The sequence below is a fragment of the Candidatus Phytoplasma fraxini genome (assembly GCF_038024965.1).
In the GTDB taxonomy this organism is placed as follows: domain Bacteria; phylum Bacillota_I; class Bacilli_A; order Acholeplasmatales; family Acholeplasmataceae; genus Phytoplasma; species Phytoplasma fraxini.
In genome coordinates, this window is sequence record NZ_CP146843.1 from 370,117 (window position 1) to 394,401 (window position 24,285).

Annotated in this window: 20 protein-coding genes; 11 read left to right on the top strand and 9 right to left on the bottom strand. The window is 22.9% G+C overall.

Going from position 1 to position 24,285, the window contains the following annotated elements:
- Positions 1 to 3 precede the first annotated feature (3 nt).
- The 8 genes from mnmA to AADV48_RS01990 form a co-directional block, all read right to left on the bottom strand.
- Entirely contained in the window at positions 4 to 1,152 is a 1,149-nt protein-coding gene (gene mnmA, locus AADV48_RS01955; RefSeq protein ID WP_341266399.1) for a tRNA 2-thiouridine(34) synthase MnmA, read from the bottom strand.
- A gap of 15 nt (positions 1,153 to 1,167) precedes the next feature.
- Positions 1,168 to 2,952 (bottom strand): nitrilase-related carbon-nitrogen hydrolase, encoded by a 1,785-nt coding sequence (locus AADV48_RS01960; RefSeq protein WP_341266400.1) that lies wholly within the window; start codon positions 2,950 to 2,952, stop codon positions 1,168 to 1,170.
- Positions 2,953 to 3,027: 75 nt separating this feature from the next.
- A complete protein-coding gene (locus AADV48_RS01965) occupies positions 3,028 to 3,513 on the bottom strand; it encodes a YitT family protein (protein ID WP_341266401.1) in 486 nt (161 codons plus the stop codon).
- Positions 3,498 to 3,752: a hypothetical protein gene (locus AADV48_RS01970; RefSeq protein ID WP_341266402.1), complete on the bottom strand. Its 255-nt coding sequence runs from the start codon at positions 3,750 to 3,752 to the stop codon at positions 3,498 to 3,500. Before AADV48_RS01970 ends, AADV48_RS01965 begins: the two co-directional genes overlap by 16 nt.
- A gap of 374 nt (positions 3,753 to 4,126) precedes the next feature.
- Positions 4,127 to 5,218 (bottom strand): peptide chain release factor 2, encoded by a 1,092-nt coding sequence (gene prfB / locus AADV48_RS01975; RefSeq protein WP_341266403.1) that lies wholly within the window; start codon positions 5,216 to 5,218, stop codon positions 4,127 to 4,129.
- A gap of 31 nt (positions 5,219 to 5,249) precedes the next feature.
- Positions 5,250 to 7,775 (bottom strand): preprotein translocase subunit SecA, encoded by a 2,526-nt coding sequence (gene secA, locus AADV48_RS01980; RefSeq protein WP_341266845.1) that lies wholly within the window; start codon positions 7,773 to 7,775, stop codon positions 5,250 to 5,252.
- A gap of 309 nt (positions 7,776 to 8,084) precedes the next feature.
- Positions 8,085 to 9,434 (bottom strand): FAD-dependent oxidoreductase, encoded by a 1,350-nt coding sequence (locus tag AADV48_RS01985; RefSeq protein ID WP_341266404.1) that lies wholly within the window; start codon positions 9,432 to 9,434, stop codon positions 8,085 to 8,087.
- Between the two features lie 1,008 nt (positions 9,435 to 10,442).
- On the bottom strand, positions 10,443 to 11,096 hold the full coding sequence (locus tag AADV48_RS01990; protein WP_341266405.1) for a hypothetical protein: 654 nt from the start codon (positions 11,094 to 11,096) through the stop codon (positions 10,443 to 10,445).
- A gap of 334 nt (positions 11,097 to 11,430) precedes the next feature.
- Here AADV48_RS01990 and AADV48_RS01995 point away from each other — a divergent pair, with 334 nt between their 5' ends.
- The 11 genes from AADV48_RS01995 (at position 11,431) to AADV48_RS02045 (ending at position 23,006) form a co-directional block, all read left to right on the top strand.
- A complete protein-coding gene (locus tag AADV48_RS01995; RefSeq protein WP_341266406.1) occupies positions 11,431 to 12,126 on the top strand; it encodes a hypothetical protein in 696 nt (231 codons plus the stop codon).
- Positions 12,127 to 13,029: 903 nt separating this feature from the next.
- Entirely contained in the window at positions 13,030 to 14,031 is a 1,002-nt protein-coding gene (locus AADV48_RS02000) for an ATP-binding protein (RefSeq protein WP_341266407.1), read from the top strand.
- Positions 14,028 to 14,201, top strand: coding sequence for a hypothetical protein (locus AADV48_RS02005; protein ID WP_341266408.1), 174 nt, complete (start codon positions 14,028 to 14,030; stop codon positions 14,199 to 14,201). The genes AADV48_RS02000 and AADV48_RS02005 overlap by 4 nt, the downstream gene beginning before the upstream one ends.
- Positions 14,202 to 14,906: 705 nt before the next feature.
- Positions 14,907 to 15,995, top strand: coding sequence for a pyruvate dehydrogenase (acetyl-transferring) E1 component subunit alpha (gene pdhA / locus AADV48_RS02010; RefSeq protein ID WP_341266409.1), 1,089 nt, complete (start codon positions 14,907 to 14,909; stop codon positions 15,993 to 15,995).
- A gap of 164 nt (positions 15,996 to 16,159) precedes the next feature.
- Entirely contained in the window at positions 16,160 to 17,152 is a 993-nt protein-coding gene (locus tag AADV48_RS02015) for an alpha-ketoacid dehydrogenase subunit beta (RefSeq protein ID WP_341266410.1), read from the top strand.
- Positions 17,153 to 17,179: 27 nt separating this feature from the next.
- Positions 17,180 to 17,410, top strand: a complete 231-nt coding sequence (locus tag AADV48_RS02020; protein WP_341266411.1) for a biotin/lipoyl-containing protein — start codon at positions 17,180 to 17,182, stop codon at positions 17,408 to 17,410.
- Between the two features lie 39 nt (positions 17,411 to 17,449).
- A complete protein-coding gene (locus tag AADV48_RS02025; protein ID WP_341266412.1) occupies positions 17,450 to 18,214 on the top strand; it encodes a dihydrolipoamide acetyltransferase family protein in 765 nt (254 codons plus the stop codon).
- Positions 18,215 to 18,233: 19 nt separating this feature from the next.
- Positions 18,234 to 19,613: a dihydrolipoyl dehydrogenase gene (lpdA, locus tag AADV48_RS02030; RefSeq protein WP_341266413.1), complete on the top strand. Its 1,380-nt coding sequence runs from the start codon at positions 18,234 to 18,236 to the stop codon at positions 19,611 to 19,613.
- Positions 19,614 to 19,749: 136 nt separating this feature from the next.
- Entirely contained in the window at positions 19,750 to 20,511 is a 762-nt protein-coding gene (locus AADV48_RS02035; RefSeq protein WP_341266414.1) for a TatD family hydrolase, read from the top strand.
- Positions 20,512 to 20,596: 85 nt separating this feature from the next.
- Positions 20,597 to 22,597, top strand: a complete 2,001-nt coding sequence (gene ligA / locus AADV48_RS02040) for an NAD-dependent DNA ligase LigA (protein WP_341266415.1) — start codon at positions 20,597 to 20,599, stop codon at positions 22,595 to 22,597.
- Positions 22,598 to 22,658: 61 nt separating this feature from the next.
- Positions 22,659 to 23,006 (top strand): holo-ACP synthase, encoded by a 348-nt coding sequence (locus AADV48_RS02045; protein WP_341266416.1) that lies wholly within the window; start codon positions 22,659 to 22,661, stop codon positions 23,004 to 23,006.
- A 32-nt stretch (positions 23,007 to 23,038) separates the two neighbouring features.
- On the opposite strand, the gene AADV48_RS02050 is transcribed toward AADV48_RS02045, so the two are convergent.
- On the bottom strand, positions 23,039 to 23,773 hold the full coding sequence (locus AADV48_RS02050) for a hypothetical protein (RefSeq protein WP_341266417.1): 735 nt from the start codon (positions 23,771 to 23,773) through the stop codon (positions 23,039 to 23,041).
- Positions 23,774 to 24,285 lie beyond the last annotated feature (512 nt).

The window sequence follows — 24,285 nt, forward strand, 5'->3', positions numbered from 1 at the left end:
AATTTATACATAAATCATTTTTTTATTTCGAGAATAAACTTCTTTTATTATCCCAGCACCTAAACAAAAATCTCCTTTATAAAAAGTACAAACTTGGCCAGGAGTAACTAATTTAATTTTTGGAAAATAGTTCACTTTAATTTTATTATCATCCAAAAATAATATTTCAACTTCTTGATCAGGTTGACGATAACGAAATTTAGCTGATACTTTCATTTTATCATTTTTTTTATAAAAATAACAACCACAATCTCTCCAAACAACATCTACAACTAAAGCTGAATCACTATATAAATAATCACTGTCTGAATTTTGATCAACATAAAGAGTATTAGTTTTTAAATCTTTACCAACGACATACCAAGGAGATTGGTTTTCTTTTGTTACTTTTAAATTTAATCCTTTTCTTTGGCCAATAGTATATTTGATAACACCTTCATGCTCTTTTAAAAAAACACCATTTATATCTTTTATAGGTCCTTTTTTGGTTTTTAAATAATTATTTAAAAAAACAAAAAAATTTCTTTCGCCGATAAAACAAATTCCAGTAGAATCTTTTTTAGTAGCAGTAATTAATTTCTCGTTCAAAGCAATTTTTCTAACTTGTTCTTTAGTAAATTCTCCTAAGGGAAAAAGAATATTATTTAACTGTTGTTCTTTTAATTGAGATAAAAAATAAGTTTGATCTTTATTATTATCTAAAGCTTTAACTAAAATATTTTTTTGATTTTTATAAATAATTCTAGCATAATGCCCCATAGCTATATAATCAGGTTTGAATTGTTGAACATATTCTATAAAAGCAGTAAATTTAATTTTATTATTACATAAAACATCTGGATTAGGTGTTAAATTGGCTTTTAAACTTTTTAAAAAAGAAAGAAATACTTGATTCCAATAATCTTCTGATAAATCTACTTTATGACATTTAATTTGTAACTGTTTAGCTACTTGAAGAGCATCATTAAAATCTCGTTCTTGCGGACAAATATTATCATTAATAAAAGAATTACCTTGAATATCATAATTCAAACTACTATCCCAATTACGCATAAAAACACCTTCAACATCATAACCTTGTTTTTTTAAAAGAAAGGCAGCTACACTGCTATCAACGCCACCAGATAATCCAATAATTACTTTTTTTTTCATATTAAACCTTTAAAATTAATAAATTAATATATTTAATTTTGTATCTTCTCTATCGATGTTAATAGGAAGTTGTAATTCTGTACGATATGACAAACTACAAGATAAGATTTTAGGACCAGGAGAAATTCTGTTTCTTTTATATTGATTTTTATAAAAATTTTTAATATATTGAGAAATCAATAACAAACTTTCTTTATAATTCAAAAAAAATGTTTGTTCTAATAAAAAAGCTATTTTTTCTTTTGACAAACCATTATTCAAATGATAATACAACATAAAATCTTCTATAATAATCTTTTGATCTAAAAATTTTTCTATTTGATGCAAATAAAAATTTTTAATATTTTCGTCAACAAATCGATATTTTGTTTGAAAATAAAAAATAATTAATTCTACCATTAAAGTATTAGGTATACCTGAATTTAAATTATATAAATGACTATTAGATTGACAATTATAAGTTATTTCCCCGTTAGCATTATCAGATAAATTATCGCTTACTAAAACTAATTTATTCAATTCATAATTAAATGATGCTTCAAAACATTTCATTTCTTGTCGAAAAATTGTAACATTATTTATACCTAAATTTTGAAGTAATTTTTTTGCAAAAAATAATCTTTCTGAATCATCTATATAATTATCTTCTTTTATAATAATTTCTAAATTTTGAAGAGGTTTTTTATTATCTTTCAAATATTGAACCGCTACTAAAAGAGTTAAAATTTCGTTTAATCTATTTTTCATTTCTAATAAAATTTTATCATCAGGATTAGACGACATTGTTGTTTTCAAAGATAACAATTGAATAACATTAGATAATTTCAATTGTTTATTTAATTCTGTTTTATCTTCATTTAAAAAAGGTGTTGTATTAAAAGATTTTTCAAATTCATAACATTCTACTTTATTTAAATTAAAATAAGACTTATAAAAAGGGAATTCTTTACCAATAATTTGATCCGCATAAGTTGTATCTATTCTTCTCTGATATTTAATAGAGTCTACACAAACATCTACCACTAAACTAATATCTTGATTTGTTAAATCTTTTTCACCAATAATCCGGCCTGCAACAGCAGCGATTTTATGATTAGAAAAAAGATTATCTAAAGAAGATTCGGTTATACCACTACTAGTATAAAAATAACCTCCAATTTGTTTACGAGAATGATCTAAAACAGCTAATTTACGAAGTGTATCTTTATCTACATGTTCAGTAGAAGAAGATAAATTAAAAATTAAATGAGCTCCATTCAAAACCAATAAATCACTCGGGGTTTCGATTGTCCATAAATCTTGACAAATTTCAACACCAAATACAATATCAAATTCCTTATTAATAAATAAAATATTTCCTATAGGAACTTTTTGTCCTAAAAAATTTATTATTTCGGTTTTTATATTTTTTCCTGATTGAAACCATCTTTTTTCCTTAAATTCTTTATAGTTAGGGATTGTTTTTTTTAATATAATACCTAAAATTTTTTTATTTTGGATAACAACAGCTGCATTAAAAAGAACTTCTTTCAATAAAAAAGGCATTCCAATAAAATAAACGCCTTGAAAAGAAGTATTATTAATAATGAATTCCAAAGAATTCAAGTTTTCTTTTAAAAAAGTAGTTTCAAAAAATAAATCTCCTGCTGTATAACCGCTTAAACATAATTCAGAAAATAAAACAAAACTTGATTTACTTTTGTTTAAAATTTTAATGATATTTTTAGCATTTTCAAAAGAATTACCAATATGCAAATCGGGACTTGATAATTCTATTTTAACATAACCATTTTTGTACACTTATAAAAACCTTTCTGAAATGTATTTTACTATTTTCCATTGATATATGTCAAAATTAATTCAAAATTTATTCATTTAAATGTTTTTTTTATTTAAAACATCTCTTTTTTCAATTATAAAGCCAACAATAATTAAAGATAAAAAAGAACAAAATAATCTAACAAAAAAATTACTTATTTTTTTATCTTCTACCAAAGAAGACAAAAAAATAATAATTCCGTCGGTGCACAATAAAACCATAATAAAATTAATACCATAAATATCTTTTAAAATTTTTTGCAAAATATCCATACCACCCGTATTATAACCTAAATTACGAATATTACTCAAGGTATAACCAATAAATAATCCTCCTAAAATAGAATATATCATAAATAAGACACTCTGATTTTCTATTAAAATTGAAAAATATAATAAAATTTTGTTTCTATTATCAATTCCTATATAATGATTCAAAATAAAAAAACAAAAAGTTAACAAAACAGCTGACAACAATGTGTTTTGACAAAATTCTTTACCAAAAAATTTATAACCTAATAATATTGTTAATAAATTAAACAAAAAAATAAAAATAAATATCCATAAATCAAAAATTTTGGGATTGGATAAACAATTTGAAAAAAAAAATTAATAATTTGATTTGTTAATAAAGATAAACCATCTAAACCGCCATTATTTAATTTAGGGCCTATAAAAAAAAAATAAATCGTAAAAGCTAAGAAAATATCATTAATTATGACAAGAAACCATTTATAAAATTTTTTTTTATAATTATTATTATAATTGATAATATTTTGCATAAAAATACATTTCCTTTTGTATTGATATATTATACATTTTGTGTCTTTTAACATCTTTATATCCCTCAAAAGGGATTTCGAATGATAAAATAAATTTAATTTTCGATAAGGTATATATTGTTAACACAATCCTTAACTGTCACGATATCCTCTGTAACAGACTTCTAGAGATATGTCATTAGACCTGATTTTTTAGAAAAATATTTTTTTTGTTAATGTAATTATTTTCATATGTCTTTTTTCAAAATGTTTTTAATAGCGGTTGTTGAATTTATTCAATTATCTTTATAAGTTATATTAGCATTAAGAATATTCTGAGTTATAATGTTTTTTAAGATTTTTTTAAAAAATAAAATTTTATTTTATATATTTTTTTATTGTGATTTTCTTAAAAAAGCGTTTATAAATTCATCTAAATGTCCATTCATAACTAAATCTAATTGAAAAACCTCATGATTAGTTCGGTGATCTTTTACCATTTGATAAGGATGAAAAACATAACTTCGGATTTGGTTTCCCCAACTAATATTTTTTTGTCCTTCTTTCAACATATTTTCATTTTCTTTTTGTTTTGTGAAAGATAAATCTAATAATTTGGTTTTTAAAATTTGTAAAGCTTTTTCTCTATTTTTGATTTGGCTTCTTTCATTTTGACAATTAACTACTATATTAGTAGGTAAATGAGTTATTCTAACAGCTGAATCTGTTGTATTAACGTGTTGTCCGCCTGCTCCGCTACTTCTAAAAACATCAATTCTTAAATCTTCTTCTTTAATATCAATTTTAATTTCTTCTTTAATATCTGGTAAAACTTCACAAGATACAAACGAAGTATGTCTTCGTAAATTAGAATCAAAAGGAGAAATACGGACTAATCTATGGACACCTCTTTCTGTTTTTAAATATCCATAAGCGTATTTACCTTGAATCAATAAGCTAACCGTTTTCAATCCTGCTTCTAATCCTTGTTGCAAATATAATATTTTTACTTGAAAATTTTTCTTTTGAGCATATTTTTGATACATACGATATAACATTTCGCACCAATCTTGAGATTCTGTACCACCAGCACCCGGATGCAAAGTTAAAATAGCGTTATTCTCATCATAAGGTTGATTTAATAAAATATTAATTTCAAAATTTTTAATATCTTTTTGAAGTTGTTTTAATTCTTTTACCAAAACCACTAAATCATCAGTATTTTCTTCTATTATATCCGATAAAAAAATTAAATCATTTACTTTTTTGTCTAAATTTGTAAAATTATTTATTTGTTCTTGTAATTTATGACATTTTCTAGTAATCTCTGTAATATTATTATTATCTTCCCAAAAAGAAGATTCTGTCATTGATTTATTTAATTGATTAAGTTTTTCTTTTTGTTCTTTTAAATCTATTTTTTGTTCTAAATCCAATAAAATGATTTTACAATTTTCTAAAATTTTATTAATTTCGTATTTTTCCATATGATTCAATAAATCCTTATAATACAGTATTCTAATTCCATGGTTTTTTTGCTATTTTGTGTTTTGTTCTTTTTTTCTTTCTATTTAAAGAATCTTGATTTAAATTATTGTTTTTGGATTCGCTTTCTTGCTGTTTATTCATTTCTAATAAATCCTCTTTAACCAAAGAAAATTTTAAAATCATATGTGTTATGTCATAAGAAATCTTATCAATCATTTCATTAAAAAAAATACGCCCTTTTTCTTGGTAAACTGTTAAGACATTTTGTTGTCCATAACTCACAAAATTAATACTTTTGCTTAAAGTATGCATATCAGAAATATGAGTTTTAAAATGATTATCAATATTTCGGAGCATAATCAATCTTAAAGTTTGAGTGTAGTATTCTTTATCATCAATTATCAAGTTTTCTTTATGTTTAGCTAAAATATTAACTATTTTGTCATGAACCAATTGAATTATTTTTTTGTCAACATCACTTGTATTTGTGTTTTCTATTTGTTCTTTTAATTCTTCTATTGTTATAGAATCTTTAGGCAAAAATAATTTTTCTAAATAATTAATAAAATCAATTAGATTTTGTTCTTCTTTTTTTAACATTTTATTAAACAAAAAAAATTTAACTTTTGCATCTACTGTTTTAGTTATCATATTTAAAGCTAATTCTTCTATTTTGTCGGTCATTAATATTTCTTTTCTTTGTTGATAAATGATTTCCCTTTGTAAACCTAATACAGAATCAAACTGTAAAATAAATTTACGATAATCAAAATTCGAAGATTCAATTTTTTTTTGCATATTAGTAAAAAATCTAGTAAAAAATTTAAAAGAAATATGTTTGTTATTATTATTTTTATCTTTATTTTTTTGTAACAATATAATTATATTTTGAATTTTATTAGCACCAAAACGTTGTACTAAATCATCATCTCCTGAAACAAAAAATCTTGAAAATCCTGGATCTCCTTGGCGACCTGCACGACCTCTTAATTGGTTATCGATTCTTCTAGATTCATGTCTTTCAGTTCCTAAAACAGCTAAACCGCCTAACTCTACTACCCCTTCGCCTAAACGAATATCTGTACCACGTCCGGCCATATTAGTAGCTATCGTAATAGAACCTTTTTGACCAGCTTTAGCAATAATTTCTGCTTCTTTTAAATGATTTTTAGCATTTAAAACTTCATGAGGAATTTTTCTTTTTTTTAAATTTTTAGAAATTTGTTCTGAAATTTCTACAGTAACAGTCCCTATTAAAATAGGTTGTTTTTTTTTATATCTGGTTTCTATTTCCTGAATTAAAGATTCCCATTTTTCATTTAAAGTTGCGAAAACAAAATCAGGAGCATCTTCTCTGATCATTACTTTATTAGTTGGAACTTCGATAACTCTCATATTATAAATGTTAATAAATTCTTTTTCCTCTGTTTTAGCTGTACCAGTCATACCAGATAACTTTTTATAAATACGAAAAAAGTTTTGATAAGTAATAGTTGCGCTAATCTCGGTTTCTGCTTCAATATGACAGCCTTCTTTAGCTTCCAAAGCTTGATGTAAACCATCACTAAATTGTCTTCCGTGTAAGACTCTGCCAGTAAATCGATCAATAATTAAAATCCTATCATTATCTACTAAATAATCTTTATTTTTGTTCATAAGAAAACAAGCTTTTAAAGCGTTTTTTATGCAATGTAATAAATTATAATTAATACCATTATATAAATTTTTAATTTGAAAAAAAATTTCAGCTTTTTGAATGCCTTTTTCAGAAAGTTCAATTGTATTAGATTCTAAATCAATTTCATAACAATCTTGTTTTAAAGTTTTCGCAAAACGATTGGCATCTCTATAAAATTTTATGCTTTGTCTAGCCGGACTAGAAATAATTAAAGGTGTTCTAGCTTCGTCAATTAAAATGGAATCTACTTCATCAATAATAGCATAATTATATTCTCTTGTCATCAATAAATCTTCAACATTAATTTGAATATTATCTCTTAAATAATCAAAACCTAATTCACTATTAGTAGAATAAAGAATATCACATTTATAAGCTAATTTTTTTGCTTGAAGATTTTGTTCTTTGATATTTAAACCCACAGTCATTCCTAAAAAACGAAAAACATCTCCTATTTGGCCTTCAGATTCACGACGAGCCAAATATTCATTAACAGTCACAATATGAACACCCTGGCCACTTAAAGCGTTTAAATAAGCAGGCATAACAGAAGTTAAAGTTTTACCTTCACCTGTTTTCATTTCAGCAATTTGTCCTTTATGTAAAACGATAGCACCTAACATTTGAACATCATAAGGAACTAAACCTGTTACTCTTTTACAAGCTTCTTTCGATAAAGCAAAAGCTTCTGCTAATAAATCATCTAAAGAAGCTCCTTCGTGATAAAGTTTTTGTAATCTTTCTGTTTCTTTTGGAAAATCTTCATTATTTAATTTAGCAAACACATCGCTGAATTTTTTAATTTGTTCTAATAATGGTTTTATTTTTTTTAAATATTTATCAGAAGAATTAAAAAATTTTTTTACAAAATTAAAAATCATTTTATATTTGTACCTTTCTTAAAACATAAAAAAATTCAATCAATATAAAAATAATTTAACAAAATTTTATTAAATCAAAAAATATTTTAATTATTTTTTTATTTTATTTCAAATAATTTAGCCAAAACTAAAATATTTTTTTAAATTCAATATACTTTAAACTAATAATTGCAAAAATGTTAAAAAAAAATAACAATATAAAATGATTATTTGTCGAATTAAAATTATTTATTTTGCATACTATTTTTATAAAGAAAAATAAAAACTATGTTTATATCTATTAAAAATAGTTTTTTCGATTACTATTTATACTAATTTAGTAGTTTCTAAATATTTAATTCCAGCTAAATTTAACAAACTCCATGGTTTACTGAAATAAGGGTGAAAAGAAAAATCTTTAAAAGCTAAAACATCAATAGTAGTTTTTTGTTCGATACAAACACTTAAAGTATTCATTTTTTCAGTCAAATCAGTAGTAGATAATATTTGACCACCTAAAAGCACACCAGTATCTTTATTAAATAAAATCTTTAATAAAACTTTATCGTATTCTGGCATAAATTCTGGTCTATTAGCATCTTTGATTGTAATTGTATCATAATTGATACCTAATAATTTAGCTGAATGTTCGTTTAAACCTGTAGAAGAAATACTTAAATCATGAATTTGGATACAACTTGTACCTTGTGTTCCTGAATATTTATAAATATTTTCGTAAATATTCAAACCTACAATAGTTCCTGTTCTTACAGCATTAGTAGCTAAAGGGATATACATGCTTTTTTTATCCAGAGGATTATAAACAATATTTATACAATCACCACAACCATAAACATCAGGATGAGAAGTTTGTAAATATTCATTTACTTTCAAAGCGTTATTAGCATCTAATGTTAAAATACCTTTAACTAAATCGGTATAAGGTCTGAAACTAATACAAGCAATAACCATTTCGGTTTCATAAGAACCTTTATCAGTTTTAACATCAGTGACTAAACCATCTTTAGTTTCGAATTCAATTACTTTTTGATTTAAAGCTAATTTGACATTATGTTGTTGTAAACTCTCTTCAGCTATTGAAGTAAATTCTGGGTCTAAATATTTAGGCATAATTCTATTTTCGATATCTATCAAAGTTACTTCTTTTTTTTGTTTAGAAAAAGCTTCAGCTAATTCTACGCCAATATATCCTGCACCTACAACTGTTATTTTATTAACATTTTTAGCATATTCAATAATTTTATTAGCGTGTTCTAAATGTTTAGATAATAAAACGTTTTTAGAATGAATACCCGGAATATTAGGAATTATCGGCCAAGAACCAGTAGACAGAACTAATTTATCAAAATTATCAAAAAATTCATAACCATTTGTTAAATCTTTAACTAAAATTTGTTTCTTTTCTAAATCTAGGTGAAGAATTTCATGTTTTAATTTAACATTAGCTCCTAAATGAGTTAATTCTTCGGCACTAGAATAAAAAAGACCTTTTCGATCTTTAACTACTCCACCGATATATAATGCTATTCCGCAAGACAAAAAAGAAACGTTGTCGTTTTTTTCATAAATATTAACTTCAAGATCTTTGTTTTTTTTTAACATTGTTCTAACGGCGGCTGTTCCTGAATGATTACAACCAATAACAATTACTTTCATTATACATCCTCGTTTTTAAAATTTTTTTTATTTTTCATAATAACATAAAACAAAAATAAAAAATAAATATTCAATATAATTATAACTTAATTTATTTTTTTTATTAAGTCTTTTTATTTTAATATCAAAAAAAATTCAGCGCTATATTATAGAAATTAAATCTTAAAAAATAATTTTAAGTAAAAACATTGTAAAAATAAAAATAAAATATTATATATAAAATAACATGCAAAAAAATTCATTATAAATATTAATTTATAAAAACATAAATTTAAATTTATGTTTTTATTTTTTTATTCGAAATATTATTGAATGTACTGCTTTTGCGCTGTTTTATTTTTTTGAGAAAAATTTTGTTTCCAACAATGTTTTTTAAGAATTAAAATTAAATAAATAATTTCTTATCTGTTAAAACTAATAAAAAAACATTTTAATTAGATAAAAAGTTTCTAATATTTTTTATAATTTGTTAATTTCAAAAGATATTTTTTTTAATATTTTAACTCTTAACTACATAGTTAAGAGTTAAAATATTAAAAATCTTCCTACAGAGTATTTTTAAAAACGTAACAATCAGAAAGACACATTTCTTTCTAAAAAATTTTTTTTAGAAATTTTAATTGTTTATTTATTTTTTTGTAAAAACATAAATAAATTTGTTTAAATAAATTTATTTATTAAAAATATTTGTTTAAATTTTAACTTTCACAACCGTTCCAAATCTTATCAAATTTTCTTGATAATTTTGTTGAATTTTTGTTGAACTAATAAAAGGTTTTTTGAAAAATTTGAAAATAATTTTTATTTTTTGGTTTAGTATTTGGTTTATAAAAAGGCATATTTTTCTTTCTCTTTTCTTGTTATTGAACACCCCTTTGGGATTTTATCCAAAATATGCTATAATAATTATTTTGTATCATTTATACATAATCAGGTGTATTCATTAAATAATTAAAGAAAAAGCTATAAATGAGTTTCAAAAACCAAACTATTTATAGCTTTTTCTTTTTATGATTTTCTGTATAACGTTAAATTGGTCGTTATTAAATTAATTTTAGGATAGTTTTTATTAAGATAAGTATTTGAACATAAAAATTCTATATTTTTGCCAAAAGATAATAATGTTACTAATAAACTAGTTTCATCTCCTATAAAATTCTTTTTTCTACTAATTCTTAATCTTAAATTAGGTTTATTTCTAAATTCATATAAATTTTTTTCTTGTCCTGAATCTTTTGGATCAATTAATAAATTAATAGAAGAATTTGGTTTTAAATCTTGATTTTTGATATATAAAGTAATTGCTTTTTCTTTTAGTATTTTTTGAATATCTTCCATATTCATTTTAAAATCATCTTCTTGATGGCCTTCAAAATTAGAAAGCCTATAATAACATTTTTGTGTTTCATAATCTAAATGAGTTTTTTTAAAAAAACTTAATTCATTAGGTTCGCTAGAATATCCTTTAGGTATATCAGGTAATAAATTAGGTTGTTGTTCTTCTTCATTCGATATTTCTTCGGGAAGATTTGGTTCCGTTTGTATTATATGTTCGTCATTTTTGTTCAATTTATTAAATATAAAATAAAACAATAAAAATAATGTAATTATTAAAAATATTATTAAAATATGTAATTTCTTTTCAGAAACTATTTTATTCATAATATATTTAATTTACCACCTTAATCGTTATTTTTATATTAAAAATTTAATCAAAATATAACAATGTCAAATATAATAGTAATTCAAATTAATATATTAAAAATTACTACTAATTATAATTATATATAAAATAAAATAATAAAAAACATAATATTCTTGAGTAGTTCAAAAAATGAGTTGAAAATAATCTAAATTTTTAATAATTTATTTATTCAATAATGAAAAGTTAAATTATAATTATTATTAGTTACACATATTTTTATTATTTTTTTATTTTTATTTCAAATTTGATTTATTATTTAAATTCAAAATATAAATTTAAGAAGAAAAAAATATGCAAAACAATAAAAAAAATTTTTGGATAATTGAAACAAAGAAAACCAAAACAAAATTAAGTTATTTTAGTTTGATTTTTATTTTAGTTTTTATTATTTTTTTGATACAACAAAAAATTTTTAATAAAAAAGAACCTTTATCACAAGTAATTATTAAAACTAATACCATTGAAATATTAGTAAAATTTAATAATAATTATCCTAGAGCTTTAGCTTATTTAAGTTTAAATCAATTTCTTGTAGGTTTAACACAAGATAAAATAGACGATTATCAAATAATTTTGAATTCATTAAATGATTATGATGAATTAAATGTAGACAAAATTTTAAAAGGTTTTTTAAATACAGCTTCTACGCCTTTGATTCAAGGCGCTATTGATTTTTTAGGATCCAATTTGAAACAAAAAATCAAATTAATAATTAACAACAATCCTAATATGAGTGTAGAAACAATCAGTCCAGTTGATAAAGACAAAAAAGAATTACTTTTTAAACTTAAAAACGACAGAGAACATTTTTTTATAAATGATTTCGAAGATACTGTAGGAGATGGATATTGTTTTTTTAATGCTATTATTTATTTATTAGACCAAACAAAACCTAATTGGAAAGAAATAGTTTTTTCCAAACAACAACAAAAAATTTTCACAGACGAAGAAATAAAAGAAATTTTATTTAAATTTAAAAGTAAATAAAATTTGAGCTTGTTATAATGAAATTAAGCCTCAAAATAATAAGCAAAGATTTATAAAAAACAACAAAAATATAGTTGCAAATAATGTCATCTTAATTTAATTAGTCAAAATATTTTAAAAATCAGAATAAAGAAGTAAAAAATACTGATTATATTCCAAATTATATTCAATAAACATGGTCAAAACAATTAAAATAAAGATAAAACTTTTGGCATTTTTATTTTTAATCAGTTTTTTTGTATTATATATTTTATTATGTTCATTAAAAATTATAAAATTTGAAAATATATTTTTAGAATAACTGAAAAGTATTATATATATATTTTAGAGATAAAATGTTACAATTATAAAAATTCATTTTTGTTATTTTGTTGATGATTTGTTAACTTTATTTATATAAATAAATAATAGAAACATTCAAATATTTCAAAAAATATCTTTTGAAATTAACAAATTACAAAAAATATTAAACACTTTTAAATTTAATTAAATACTCTTTTTTTGTTAATTTGAAAAGATATGAAATTATAAACTTAATTTTAAGCCTGAAAAAAATAATTTTATAGATAAAAATTGTGTAAAACATGGAACAGTACGAAAATATTTTTTTGTATATATTGTTTTATATATAATGAAAGCATAAAAGATTTTAAAATTTTTGTAAATTTACTTAAATAAAAAAACAATACTGAATTTTTTTATAAATCTTTTTAAACTTTTATAAAAATATAATGATAATATAATTGCGTTTATTGATGAGATTTATCTTCTCATCTTTTATTACAAACAGCCCTTCTCGAAACTATGCAAGTAAGTTTCCAAACACCACTGTCATATAAATCTTAATTTAAATACAATTTTTATTCTCATTAAAAAATTCTTATAAAAAAAGGGAAACTAAATATGCAAAAAGAAATTAAAACTAAAAAACTATTCAAAGCTTTAACTGTAATTTCAATCATTTTATCTTTATTATTTATTTTATTATCTTCAGGAACTTATGTCAATTGGAAAACAGCAACTAACTTACAAGAAGAAAGTGAAAAACAAAAACAACAAACGGCAAATATGCAAAAAAAGATTAAAGACATATCTAGAACTGTTGAATCACAACGAATTCAACCAATGACTAATTCTGGTGATTCAACTTCGCCCCATAAACCTTCTTCTTCAGTACATCAAGACAACCAATATCCAAACATTTTTCAACCTTCTCAAACTAGCAAATTCTTATCTTTTGATAAAATTATAGGAATGAAAAAAGAAAAAGAAGCGATGCAAGAATTTATGGATTATGTAAAAGGTTTAGAAACCGCAACACACAATGAAAGACTTGGAACAGTCGAAGCTCCAAGTGGAATTATTTTATATGGAACCGCAGGAACCGGTAAAACCATGTTAGCAAGAGCAATAGCGACTGAAACTAATTTGTCTTTTTTTGAAATTTCATCATCAATCTTTTCTCAAAAATATAAAGGAGTAGGAAAAGATATGGTAATTTATTTATTCGAAGCCGCTAGAAAAGAAGCAAAAAATTCTAAAGGTGCTATTATCTTTTTAGATGAATGCGAAACTATTTTTGGTAATTTAGGTAATTTAAAAGAAGAAAGCGAAACCTCTAACATTGTAAATCAATTCAAAACCGAATTAACTTCGACTGAAAATGATGAAAAACATCCAGTTTTTGTAATTGGTGCAACTAATCATTTTAACAAATTAGATGAAGCTATTAAATCAAGATTCGATTACAAATTAGAAGTTAAAGTAGGAAATTTTCAAGATCGTAAAGAATTTTTAAATTTTATGATTAATAAAAGAAAAAATCCTTACTCCGCCGAAGCTAAACATTATTTAACCGAAGATATTAACGGAACATTAGATAAAAAAAAATTGATGACGAAATGAAAGCGAATAGAACTTTGGACAACTTATTAAAAGCAATTGCTAGAACTTATTATACAGTTGCAACTACAGAAGGTAATACAAGACAAGATATTAATATCGAAGATATTAACAAAGCTTATTCAAAAGTTTACAATACTAATGAATTTCCGACATCAACATTTTCAAGTTAATAAGAAACCAAAACCAATTGATAATAAACGAAATAACCAAAATATAGTAGAAAAAACAGATTGTCAAATAACAAATGATTCAAAAATTGAATTGTTCTTTTAAAAACAATTTTTAGCTATAAAATTGTTCTTTAAGACTATAAATTAAGTCGATAATTAGATATCTTGTCGAATGAAAGAAATATAATTTTTATTTTAAAAAGTAAATTTTTATAAATATTACAAATGATTATTTTTTTAATGATTAATTTAATAAAAAAATTTGGCTTTCTACTGGTTTCTTTTTAAAGTCAGAATCAACTTAATGGTTATTGTTCAAAAATTTTAAGAACAAAAATATATTAAAAAAAGTATCATTGAAGATTGTTTTACAATCAATAAATACTTTTAAAAAATTCATAAAATATATATTTTTGATTTTAAATTATAAATAATAATTATTGAAAAATAAGTTATAATTATTAAGTGAGTTATAAATGTATAAAAAAAATTTAATTAGTATCGATTAAATATGTTTTCTAACAAATAATAATTATTATCGAATATTTATCGTATACATATAATATTTTTATATTAGATAAATACTTTATTACTTGTGAATATTAATTGAATTTAATACAATTATTAAAAAATTATAATATATATTTTATATATATGTATATATGATTCAAATTAATAAAAATTTTTTCAAAAGGACATTGTATCATGGAATTATTTAATTTATATAATCCTTTAAAAAAACAAAAATTACAAATTTTGGATTTAGAAGGTAAAGTAATAAATTCAGAATTAGAACCTAAAATATCTGATGATGAATTATTAAAGATGTATAAAACAATGGTTTTATGTCGTATTTCTGATATAAGAGCTATTCAATATCAACGTCAAGGTAGAATGCTTTCTTATGTGATTAATCAAGGACATGAAGCTGGGCAAGTTGGAACCGCTTCTGCTTTACAAGATAAGGATTGGATTTCTCCTTATTTTAGAGATATAGGGTTATATTTATATCGTGGTATTTCATTAGAAAATATATACCTGTATTGGTTTGGTAATGAAAAAGGTTCTAAAATGGATCCTAATAAACGTATTTTACCTGTAAATATTATAATTGGTTCAGGTGTTAATATAGGAGCGGGTTTAGCCTTAGCTAGTAAAATCCAAAATAAAGATGAAGTAACTTTGACTACAATAGGTGACGGCGGAACTGCTCATGAAGAATTTTATGCAGGTTTAAATTTTGCTTCTGTATATCAAGCTCCTTTAATTGTTGCGATTCAAAATAATCAATATGCTATTTCTACTCCTAGAAAAATAGCTTCTCATTCTGAAACTTTAGCACAAAAAGCTTATGCTTTTGGTATTCCAGGTATCCAAGTTGATGGAAATGATGTTTTAGCGGTTCATGTAGCTATTAAAACATTTGCAGAAAGAGCACGTCAAAAAAAAGGCCCTAGCTTAATAGAAATTATAACTTATCGTATGGGAGCACATACAACTAACGATAATACAAAACTATACCGTACGAAAACTGAAGAAGATGAATGGAGATTAAAAGACCCTATTATTCGTTTTCAAAAGTATTTATTAAATAAAAAAATTTTAACTCAAGATATGATAGAAGAAATAGAACAAGCAACAGAAAAACATGTTAAACAAACACATGAAAAAATTATGTCTTACGGCGATAAAGTAGAACCTATTGAAGTTTTTGAACATATTTATGATAAAATGACACCTCAATTAGAAGAACAACACTCGGAATACGAAGCTTTTTTAAAAAGCAAAAAATAATCATAATATCGTATGTTTTAAATAAATATATTTTATCGAGAAAATGTTATAAATAATTTTTATAGCATTTTAAGTTTATTTATATTAAATTTAATAATTTAATATAAAACCCGATACAATATCATATTTAGATAGGATAAATATTAAAAAGGAAATCAAAAAAAATGAATTCAAATAAAGTTTCAATGAATTTATTGCAAGCTATTAATCATACTTTAGATATTCAGTTAGCTAAAAATCCCAAAATAGTTTTATTTGGCCAAGATATTGGTAAATTAGGGGGGGTTTTTCGAGTTACAGCTGGTTTACAACAAAAATATGGTGAAGAGCGTGTTTTCGATACTCCAATAGCCGAATCTGCTATTGTAGGTAGTGCTATAGGAATGTCTATGAATGGATTAATTCCGATTGCAGAAATTCAATTTGATGGTTTTGTATATGTTGGATTGCAAGATTTAATTTCACATGCTGCAAGAATGAGAAATCGTTCTAGAAATAGTTTTTCATGCCCTATGGTATTGAAATTTCCAGTTGGTGGTGGTGTAAAAGCTTTAGAACACCATTCGGAATCTTTAGAAGTCATTTTAGGTTCAATACCAGGTTTAAAAGTAGTTGTTCCTTCGAATCCTTGTGATGCAAAAGGACTTTTAATTGCTGCTATTAATAGCCCAGATCCTGTAATTTATATGGAACCTAAAATTTTATATCGTGGTAAAAAAGAAGAAGTACCATTAGAAGAATATGAAGTCGAAATAGGAAAAGCTAAAATAGTTCAAGAAGGAAAAGATATTACTTTAGTGGCTTGGAGTTCTGCTGTTCAAATTTCTAAATTAGCAATAGATTCATTAATTCAAGAAGGTATTTCTGTAGAATTAATAGATTTAAGAACTATTAACCCAATAGACAAAGAAACTATTTTAACTTCTGTTAAAAAAACAGGTAGATTAGTGGTTGTTCACGAAGCAACTAGAACTTATGGTCCAGCTGGTGAAATAATATCTTTAGTTAATGAATATATTTTTGATTTTTTAAAGGATTCGCCGCAAAGAGTTACGGGTTTTGATATTATTATGCCTTTAGCTAGAGGCGAATATCATCAAAATTTAAATCCTGATAAAATTATTTTTAAAATTAAACAAATGTTTAATAAAAAATAAAAAAGAAATGAAAGTTGAGTATTTATAATGGTTGAATTACGTTTTACAGATATTGGTGAAGGAGTGAATGAAGGAGAAATTACTAGAATTTTTTATGAAGCAGGACATGAAGTAAATGAAGGAGTAGACTTGATAGAAGTTGAAACAGATAAAGCTACTGTTCCAATATCCTCGCCTATTAAAGGTAAAATTATTAAAATATTCGTCAAAGAAGGCGATAAAGTCGAAGTTGGAGATTTATTATTAACAATTGAATAAATATTTTAATAATTTAAATATAAGGAAATCGAAATTAATATGATAAATAACGAAAAAAAAAATGATAATAATTTAACAAATAAGAATAAAAATGCATCCAATGAAGTAGAAATTATTAAAATGTCTAAAATAAGAGAAATAATTGCCAAAAAAATGACTGTTGCTAAAACAGAAATTCCCGACGTTACTTTAACAGAAGAAGTAGATATTACTGATTTAGTTATTTTAAGAAAAAGATTGAAAAACGAATTAGAACCACAAGGGATTAAAATAACTTACATGGCTTTTATAGCAAAAGCAGTTATTTCTGCTTTAAAAGAATTTCCATTATTTAATTCTAGTTTTGATTCCGAAAACAATGAAATAATTATAAAAAAATTTATTAATTTAGGAATAGCAATTGATACACCACGAGGTTTAATAGTACCTAATATTAAAAACGCTAATAAATTAAATATTATTGAATTAGCTCAAGAAATACATAAATTAGCTCAAAGCGGTCAAAGTGGTAAATTAACACTTAGTCAACTACAAAATGGAACTTTTACTTTAAGTAATTTTGGCACTATTGGCGGTTTACAATGTACACCTATTATTAATTTACCTGAGTTATCAATTTTAGGAATTGGAAAAATCGTAAAAAAACCAATAGTTAAAGAAGATAATATTGTTATAGCTGATATTTTACATTTATCTTTAAGTTTTGATCATCGTATCATAGATGGCGCCGATGCTTCTAGATTTATTCAAAAAATATCTACATTCTTGCATGATATTACTGAATTAGAAAAACATATTTTTTAAAAAACAAATAAATTGATATATGAAAAAATATGATATTGTAATTATTGGTGGTGGACCTGGTGGTTATGTTTCTGCTATTAAAGCAGCTCAATTAGGTGCTAAAGTCGCTTTAGTAGAAAAACATAAAATTGGCGGTATTTGTTTAAACTACGGTTGTATTCCAACTAAAGCTTATTTGAAAAGCGCTAAAATGTTTGATTTAGCTCAACATATAGAACAATTTGGACTTCAAAAAAATAATAATATTACATTCGATTGGTTATCCATTTTAAATCGTAAAAATAAAATAGTTCAAAAATTATATAATGGTATTAATTTTTTATTAAAAAAAAATAAAATTGATCTTTATAATTCTTTCGCAGAAGTTTTAAATCCTAATATTGTTAAAGTAGGAGATATTGAATTAGAAACTGAAAAACTTATTATAGCGACAGGTTCTAGTGCTTTTATACCTCCTATACCTGGTGCTAAAGAATCTTATGAAAATAAATTTCTTTATACTAGTAAAGAATTAGTTCAATTAGATAAATTTCCACACAAAATAATTATTATTGGTGGCGGAATTATTGGAGTAGAATTTGCATCTATTTTTAATAAATTTAATTCTAAACTTATTATCATTGAAAGACAACAAAATATTTTAAATAACATGGATACTGACATTGTTAATGCTTATACTAAAAAATTAAAAAAAGATAATATTATAATTTATACACATTCTGATGTGATAAAAATCGAAAATAATAAAGTGTATTATAAAACAAAAGAACAAATTTATCAAGAAGAAGCGGATATAATTTTAATGGCTGTCGGCACTAAACCTAATTTAGATGGAATTCAAAAGTTAAATTTGAAAACAAATAAAACAGGAATAATTACTGATGAATTCTTAAGAACTTCTTCTGAAGGTGTTTATGCTATTGGAGATGTCAACGGTAAATATATGTTAGCACATGTAGCTAGTCATGAAGGTATAATAGCTGTTTCTCATGCTTTAAATTGCAAAGAACATCTTTTCCCTATGGATTATAATTGCGTTCCTTCTTGTATTTATGGTTTTCCTGAAATAGCTTCTATAGGAATGACTGAAGACGAAGTTAAAACAAAACAGATCGATTACAAAGTTTCTATTTTTCCTGTAAGTGCTATCGGCAAGGCTTTAACTGATAATGAAACAGATGGCTTTGCTAAAACAATTATTCATAAAAATAGTTTAAAAATTTTAGGTATGCATATATTGAGTTGTAATGCTACAGAATTGATTAGCGAAATAGGAGTTGCTATGGGTTTCCAAGGAACAGCCTATGATATAATTAAAACAATTCATCCGCATCCTACTTTATCAGAAATGATTTTAGAAACTTTTTTAGGTGCAATCGATAAACCTATTCATATGTAATATTTATTTAATAATAAATATTCTAGACTTTGTTTAAAATATATATTAATAAAATAAAACCCAAATATTTGGGTTTTATTTTATTAATGACATGAAATATTCAAAAAAAATTCATTTGTTAAAAGAGAAATAAAATATGTTAATTGATACACATACTCATTTAAATTTTTCTAATTTTGATAAAGATCTTCAAAAAGTTATTCAAAGAGCTTTTGATAATGATATCAAATATTTTATTGTTCCAGGAGTGGATCAAAAAACAAACACAAAAGCTTTAGATTTATCTCTTAAAAATTCTTGTATCAAAATTGCTGTTGGTATTCATCCATGCTATTGGCAAAACGAAGATCCTTTAAGTATTGAAAAATATTTGAATAACCCCCAAGTTATAGCGATTGGTGAAATTGGTTTGGATTTATATCATGAGAAAAATTCTTTATCAATTCAAAAACAAAATTTACAAATTCAAATAAAATTAGCTGTAAAATATAACTTACCTATTATTTTACACGCAAGAAAATCTTTTGACGAAATATATCAAATGTTATTACCTTATAAAGGACAAATAAAAGGAGTTTTTCATTGTTTAACTAGTTATTTAGAAGAAGCTAAAAAAGCTATAGAATTAGGATTTTATGTGGGTTTAGGCGGTATTGTTACTTATGAAAAAGCAATAGAAGCTCATAAAATTGCGCAACAAATTCCTTTAGATAAAATTTTATTAGAAACTGATTCACCTTTTTTAACTCCTTTACCTTTAGAAAAAAATAAAAGAAATGAACCTGGATTTTTAAAAATTATAGCTAAAAAAATAGCTAATCTCAGAAACATTAATGTTCAAGAAATTTCCAAACAAACAACAAATAATGCCAAAAAATTATTTAATTTGGAAATATAATTTTAATTATTAAATTTATGAATTTTTATTAAATTGCGTAAAATTTAAATATGTGTTACAATAATCATTGCAAAGGTTATTCTAAATGACATCAAACATAAAAAATAAAATTAAATATTTAACAGATATACTTGATAAAGCTAATTATGAATATTATCATTTGAATAAAACAGAATTAATAGATGCTCAATATGATGCTTTATTAAAAGAATTATTTTTATTAGAAAAACAATATCCCGAATATAAATTACCTTATAGTCCTACTTTAAAAGTAGGTGGTGTTGTAAGTTCTAAATTCCAAAAAACAGAACATTCTTCACCGATGTTATCTTTGGAAAATGTTTTTAATTTGAAAGAATTAAAACTTTTTTGTAAACGTATATCTAAAAAAAACATTCCTTTTTGTTTTATTATAGAGCCTAAAATAGATGGAGTGGCTATTAATTTAAAATATAAAAAAGGTGTTTTGGTTCAAGCTTCTACAAGAGGAAATGGTTATACAGGTGAAGTGATCACTGATAATATTAGAACTATTAAAAACATTCCTTTAAAAATAAAACAAAACATAGATTTAGAGGTAAGAGGAGAAATTTTATTTGATCACGATTCTTTTCAAAAAATAAATAAAGAGCGAAAAGAAAAAAATCAAATTTTATTTTCTAATCCTCGTAACGCATCTTCAGGAACTTTAAGACAATTAAATTCTACTGTAGTTGCAAATAGAAATTTATCTTCTTTTATTTATTCTATTGTTAATCCTCCTGTTTTTGTGAAGACCCAAGAACAAGTTTTAATATTTTTAAAAAAAATAGGTTTTTCTATTAATCCTTATTATGATGTTGTTATGTCTTTTGAATCATTAAAAGAAAAACTTAATTACTATGAACAAATAAAAACAAAATTACCTTATGATATAGATGGTGTTGTTATTAAAGTAAATGAATTAATTTTCCATGATATCATTGGTGCTACAACTAAATTTCCTAAATGGGCTGTTGCTTATAAATTCAATTCTTTAAAAGGCGAAACTATAATTCAAAATATTGATTTTCAAATTGGTAGAACAGGTGTTATCACACCCGTCGCTCATATTTTACCTATTATGATAGATGGTAGTTTATTATCTAAAATATCACTGCATAATTATGATTATATTAAAAAAAAAGATATTCGAATTAATGATTTTGTTTTAGTACATAAATCGGGTTCTATTATTCCTGAAATTTTGGAAGTTGTAAAACAAAAAAGAACTAATCAAATTTCTTTTCAAATGATTACCAAATGTCCTTTTTGTAAACAACCTTTAACTAAAACAGATGAAGAAGTTGATTATTTTTGTTTAAATAGTTATTGTGAAGAAATACAAATTAAAAAAATTATTCATTTTGTATCTCGTGAAGCAATGGATATTAATGCTTTAGGGGAACAAAGTTTAATTACTTTTTTTAACAAAAAAATAATTCAAAAAATTTCTGATTTATATTCTTTAAAAAATAAATATGAACAATTAAAAAAATTACCTGGATTTCAAGATAAAAAAATCATGAATATCTTGGATGCTTTAGAAAAAAGCAAAAATCAAACTTTTGATAGAATTTTATTTGGCTTAAGTATTAATCATGTAGGCCTTAAAACAGCTAAAATATTAAATCGTAAATTTCAAAATATTATTAATTTAAAAAAAGTTACTTTTGATGAATTAATTAAAATTCCTGACATAGGACCTGAAATATCAAATAGTATTTGCAAATATTTTCAAAATAAAGAAAATTTAAAAGAGATTGATTTATTACAATCTAAAGGAGTTATTTTTGGTAATTTCGATAATAAAATTCAAAACAGTAAATCAGATAATATATTTAAAAATAAAAAAGTAGTTTTAACAGGTACTTTAAATAATTATTCAAGAAAAGAAATAACTACTATTTTGGAAAACTACGGTGCTTGTGTTATGAATGATATTTCCAGAACAACTGATTATTTAATTAAAGGCGTAAATAGTGGTTTAAAATTACAAAAAGCTCATTTATTCAAAATTAAAATAATAGATGAAAAAGAATTAAATTCTCTTTTGATTGAGAATTGAATATTTACAATATAATTACAATAATTATATTGTAAATTAATAAAAAAAGGATTTTATATAAATGCAAAACATCGGCATTGATTTAGTTGAATTAGAAGAAATTAAAAAAATAGGGATAGATAAAATAGTTAATAGAATTTTATCTCACCAAGAAAATTTAATATATCAAAAAATTAATCATTTGACAAGAAAAATTAGTTTTTTAGCTGGTAGATGGGCTGCTAAAGAAGCTATTTTTAAAGCTTATCGTAAAGGAAATTATCAAAATAATTATTCTGATTGGTCTATTTTAAATGATGAAGTATATGGTTTTCCTTATGTTGTTCATTCTTTTTTAACTTGTACAATTATGATTTCAATTTCTCATAGTCAAAACTATGCTTTAGCTTTTGTTATTTTAATAGAATAAACAAATTCGGATTTAATATTAAAAAAGAGTTTTTACGAACTCTTTTTTAATATTAAATTTTTATATGGAATTATTTGTGTCGAAACATTATTATTTTTATATTTTTTATAAATGAATAAAAATATAAATATTAAAATAATTATATTGGTGATTAACACAATAATTTGTTGTTTTTGAAATTTATTTTGTTCATTTAATAACATTATAATTTTTTTATTATTTGAAACTTGTTCTTCTTTTATTTTATCGTCTTGAAATATTTCTATAAAAAAATTTTTTAAATTTATTTTGATTTTTTGATATTTGTCGTAAGCTTCTTCAAAATAAAAAGTTGCCCTATCATATTTATTATTTATAATTTCATTGTTATTAATATTATTATTTGTAAAATGAATATTTTCTGTTTCTTCTAAAATCAATTTAGCTTTATTAAATAAACTTGCTGCTGTTTCTTGTTTTTCTATATTTTCTATTTCTTGTTGTATATCTGTTTTGATCTTAATTGCACTTTGTTTATTATAAAAAAAATCATTTGTTTTAGCTAAAAGTCTTTTTATTTCTATAATTTCTTTTTTTATTATTTCTCTATTAACTAAAGCTTTATATTTTTTAATATTTGTTAAACTATTATTATAATTTTGAAGTGAATTTTGTAATAAAAGAAAAATTTGTTCTAAAAGAGTTTCATTTGTTTCTTCTTGAAATGCTTTTTGTGCTTCTGTAAATTGTCCTATAGCTGTTTGTTTATCATTATCATTTTCTATCATTTGTATTTCATTATCTAATAAAAAATTTTGTATGAAAGAATCATCAATTTGATTTTTTAATTTTTTAGCAATATTTAATTCTATTTCAGCATTTCTTTTTTTTATTAAAACTTCTTGAAAAATTTGAGCAATTTTATCTTCTTGTATTATTTTTTTTGCTTGGATATTTGTTATAAAAATACATATGAAAACAAAAAAAATACAATAACAAAAAAAGTAAATTAAATTTTTCTTATTTAGATAATTTTTTTGTATTAATGATTTATTTATTTTTTAATTATTCTCTTTTCTAAATTTATTTTTTATTTATTTTTTATTTATTTTTTATTTATTTTTTATTTATTTTTTATTTATTTTTTATTTATTTTTTATTTATTTTTTATTTATTTTTTATTTATGGATATTTTGGAAACAAAGAATAAATATCCAAATCATTATAACATATAAAAAAGCTTATGAAAATAAAAAAATTCTTTATAAAAGAATTTTTTTATTTAAGATAAAATAATGAT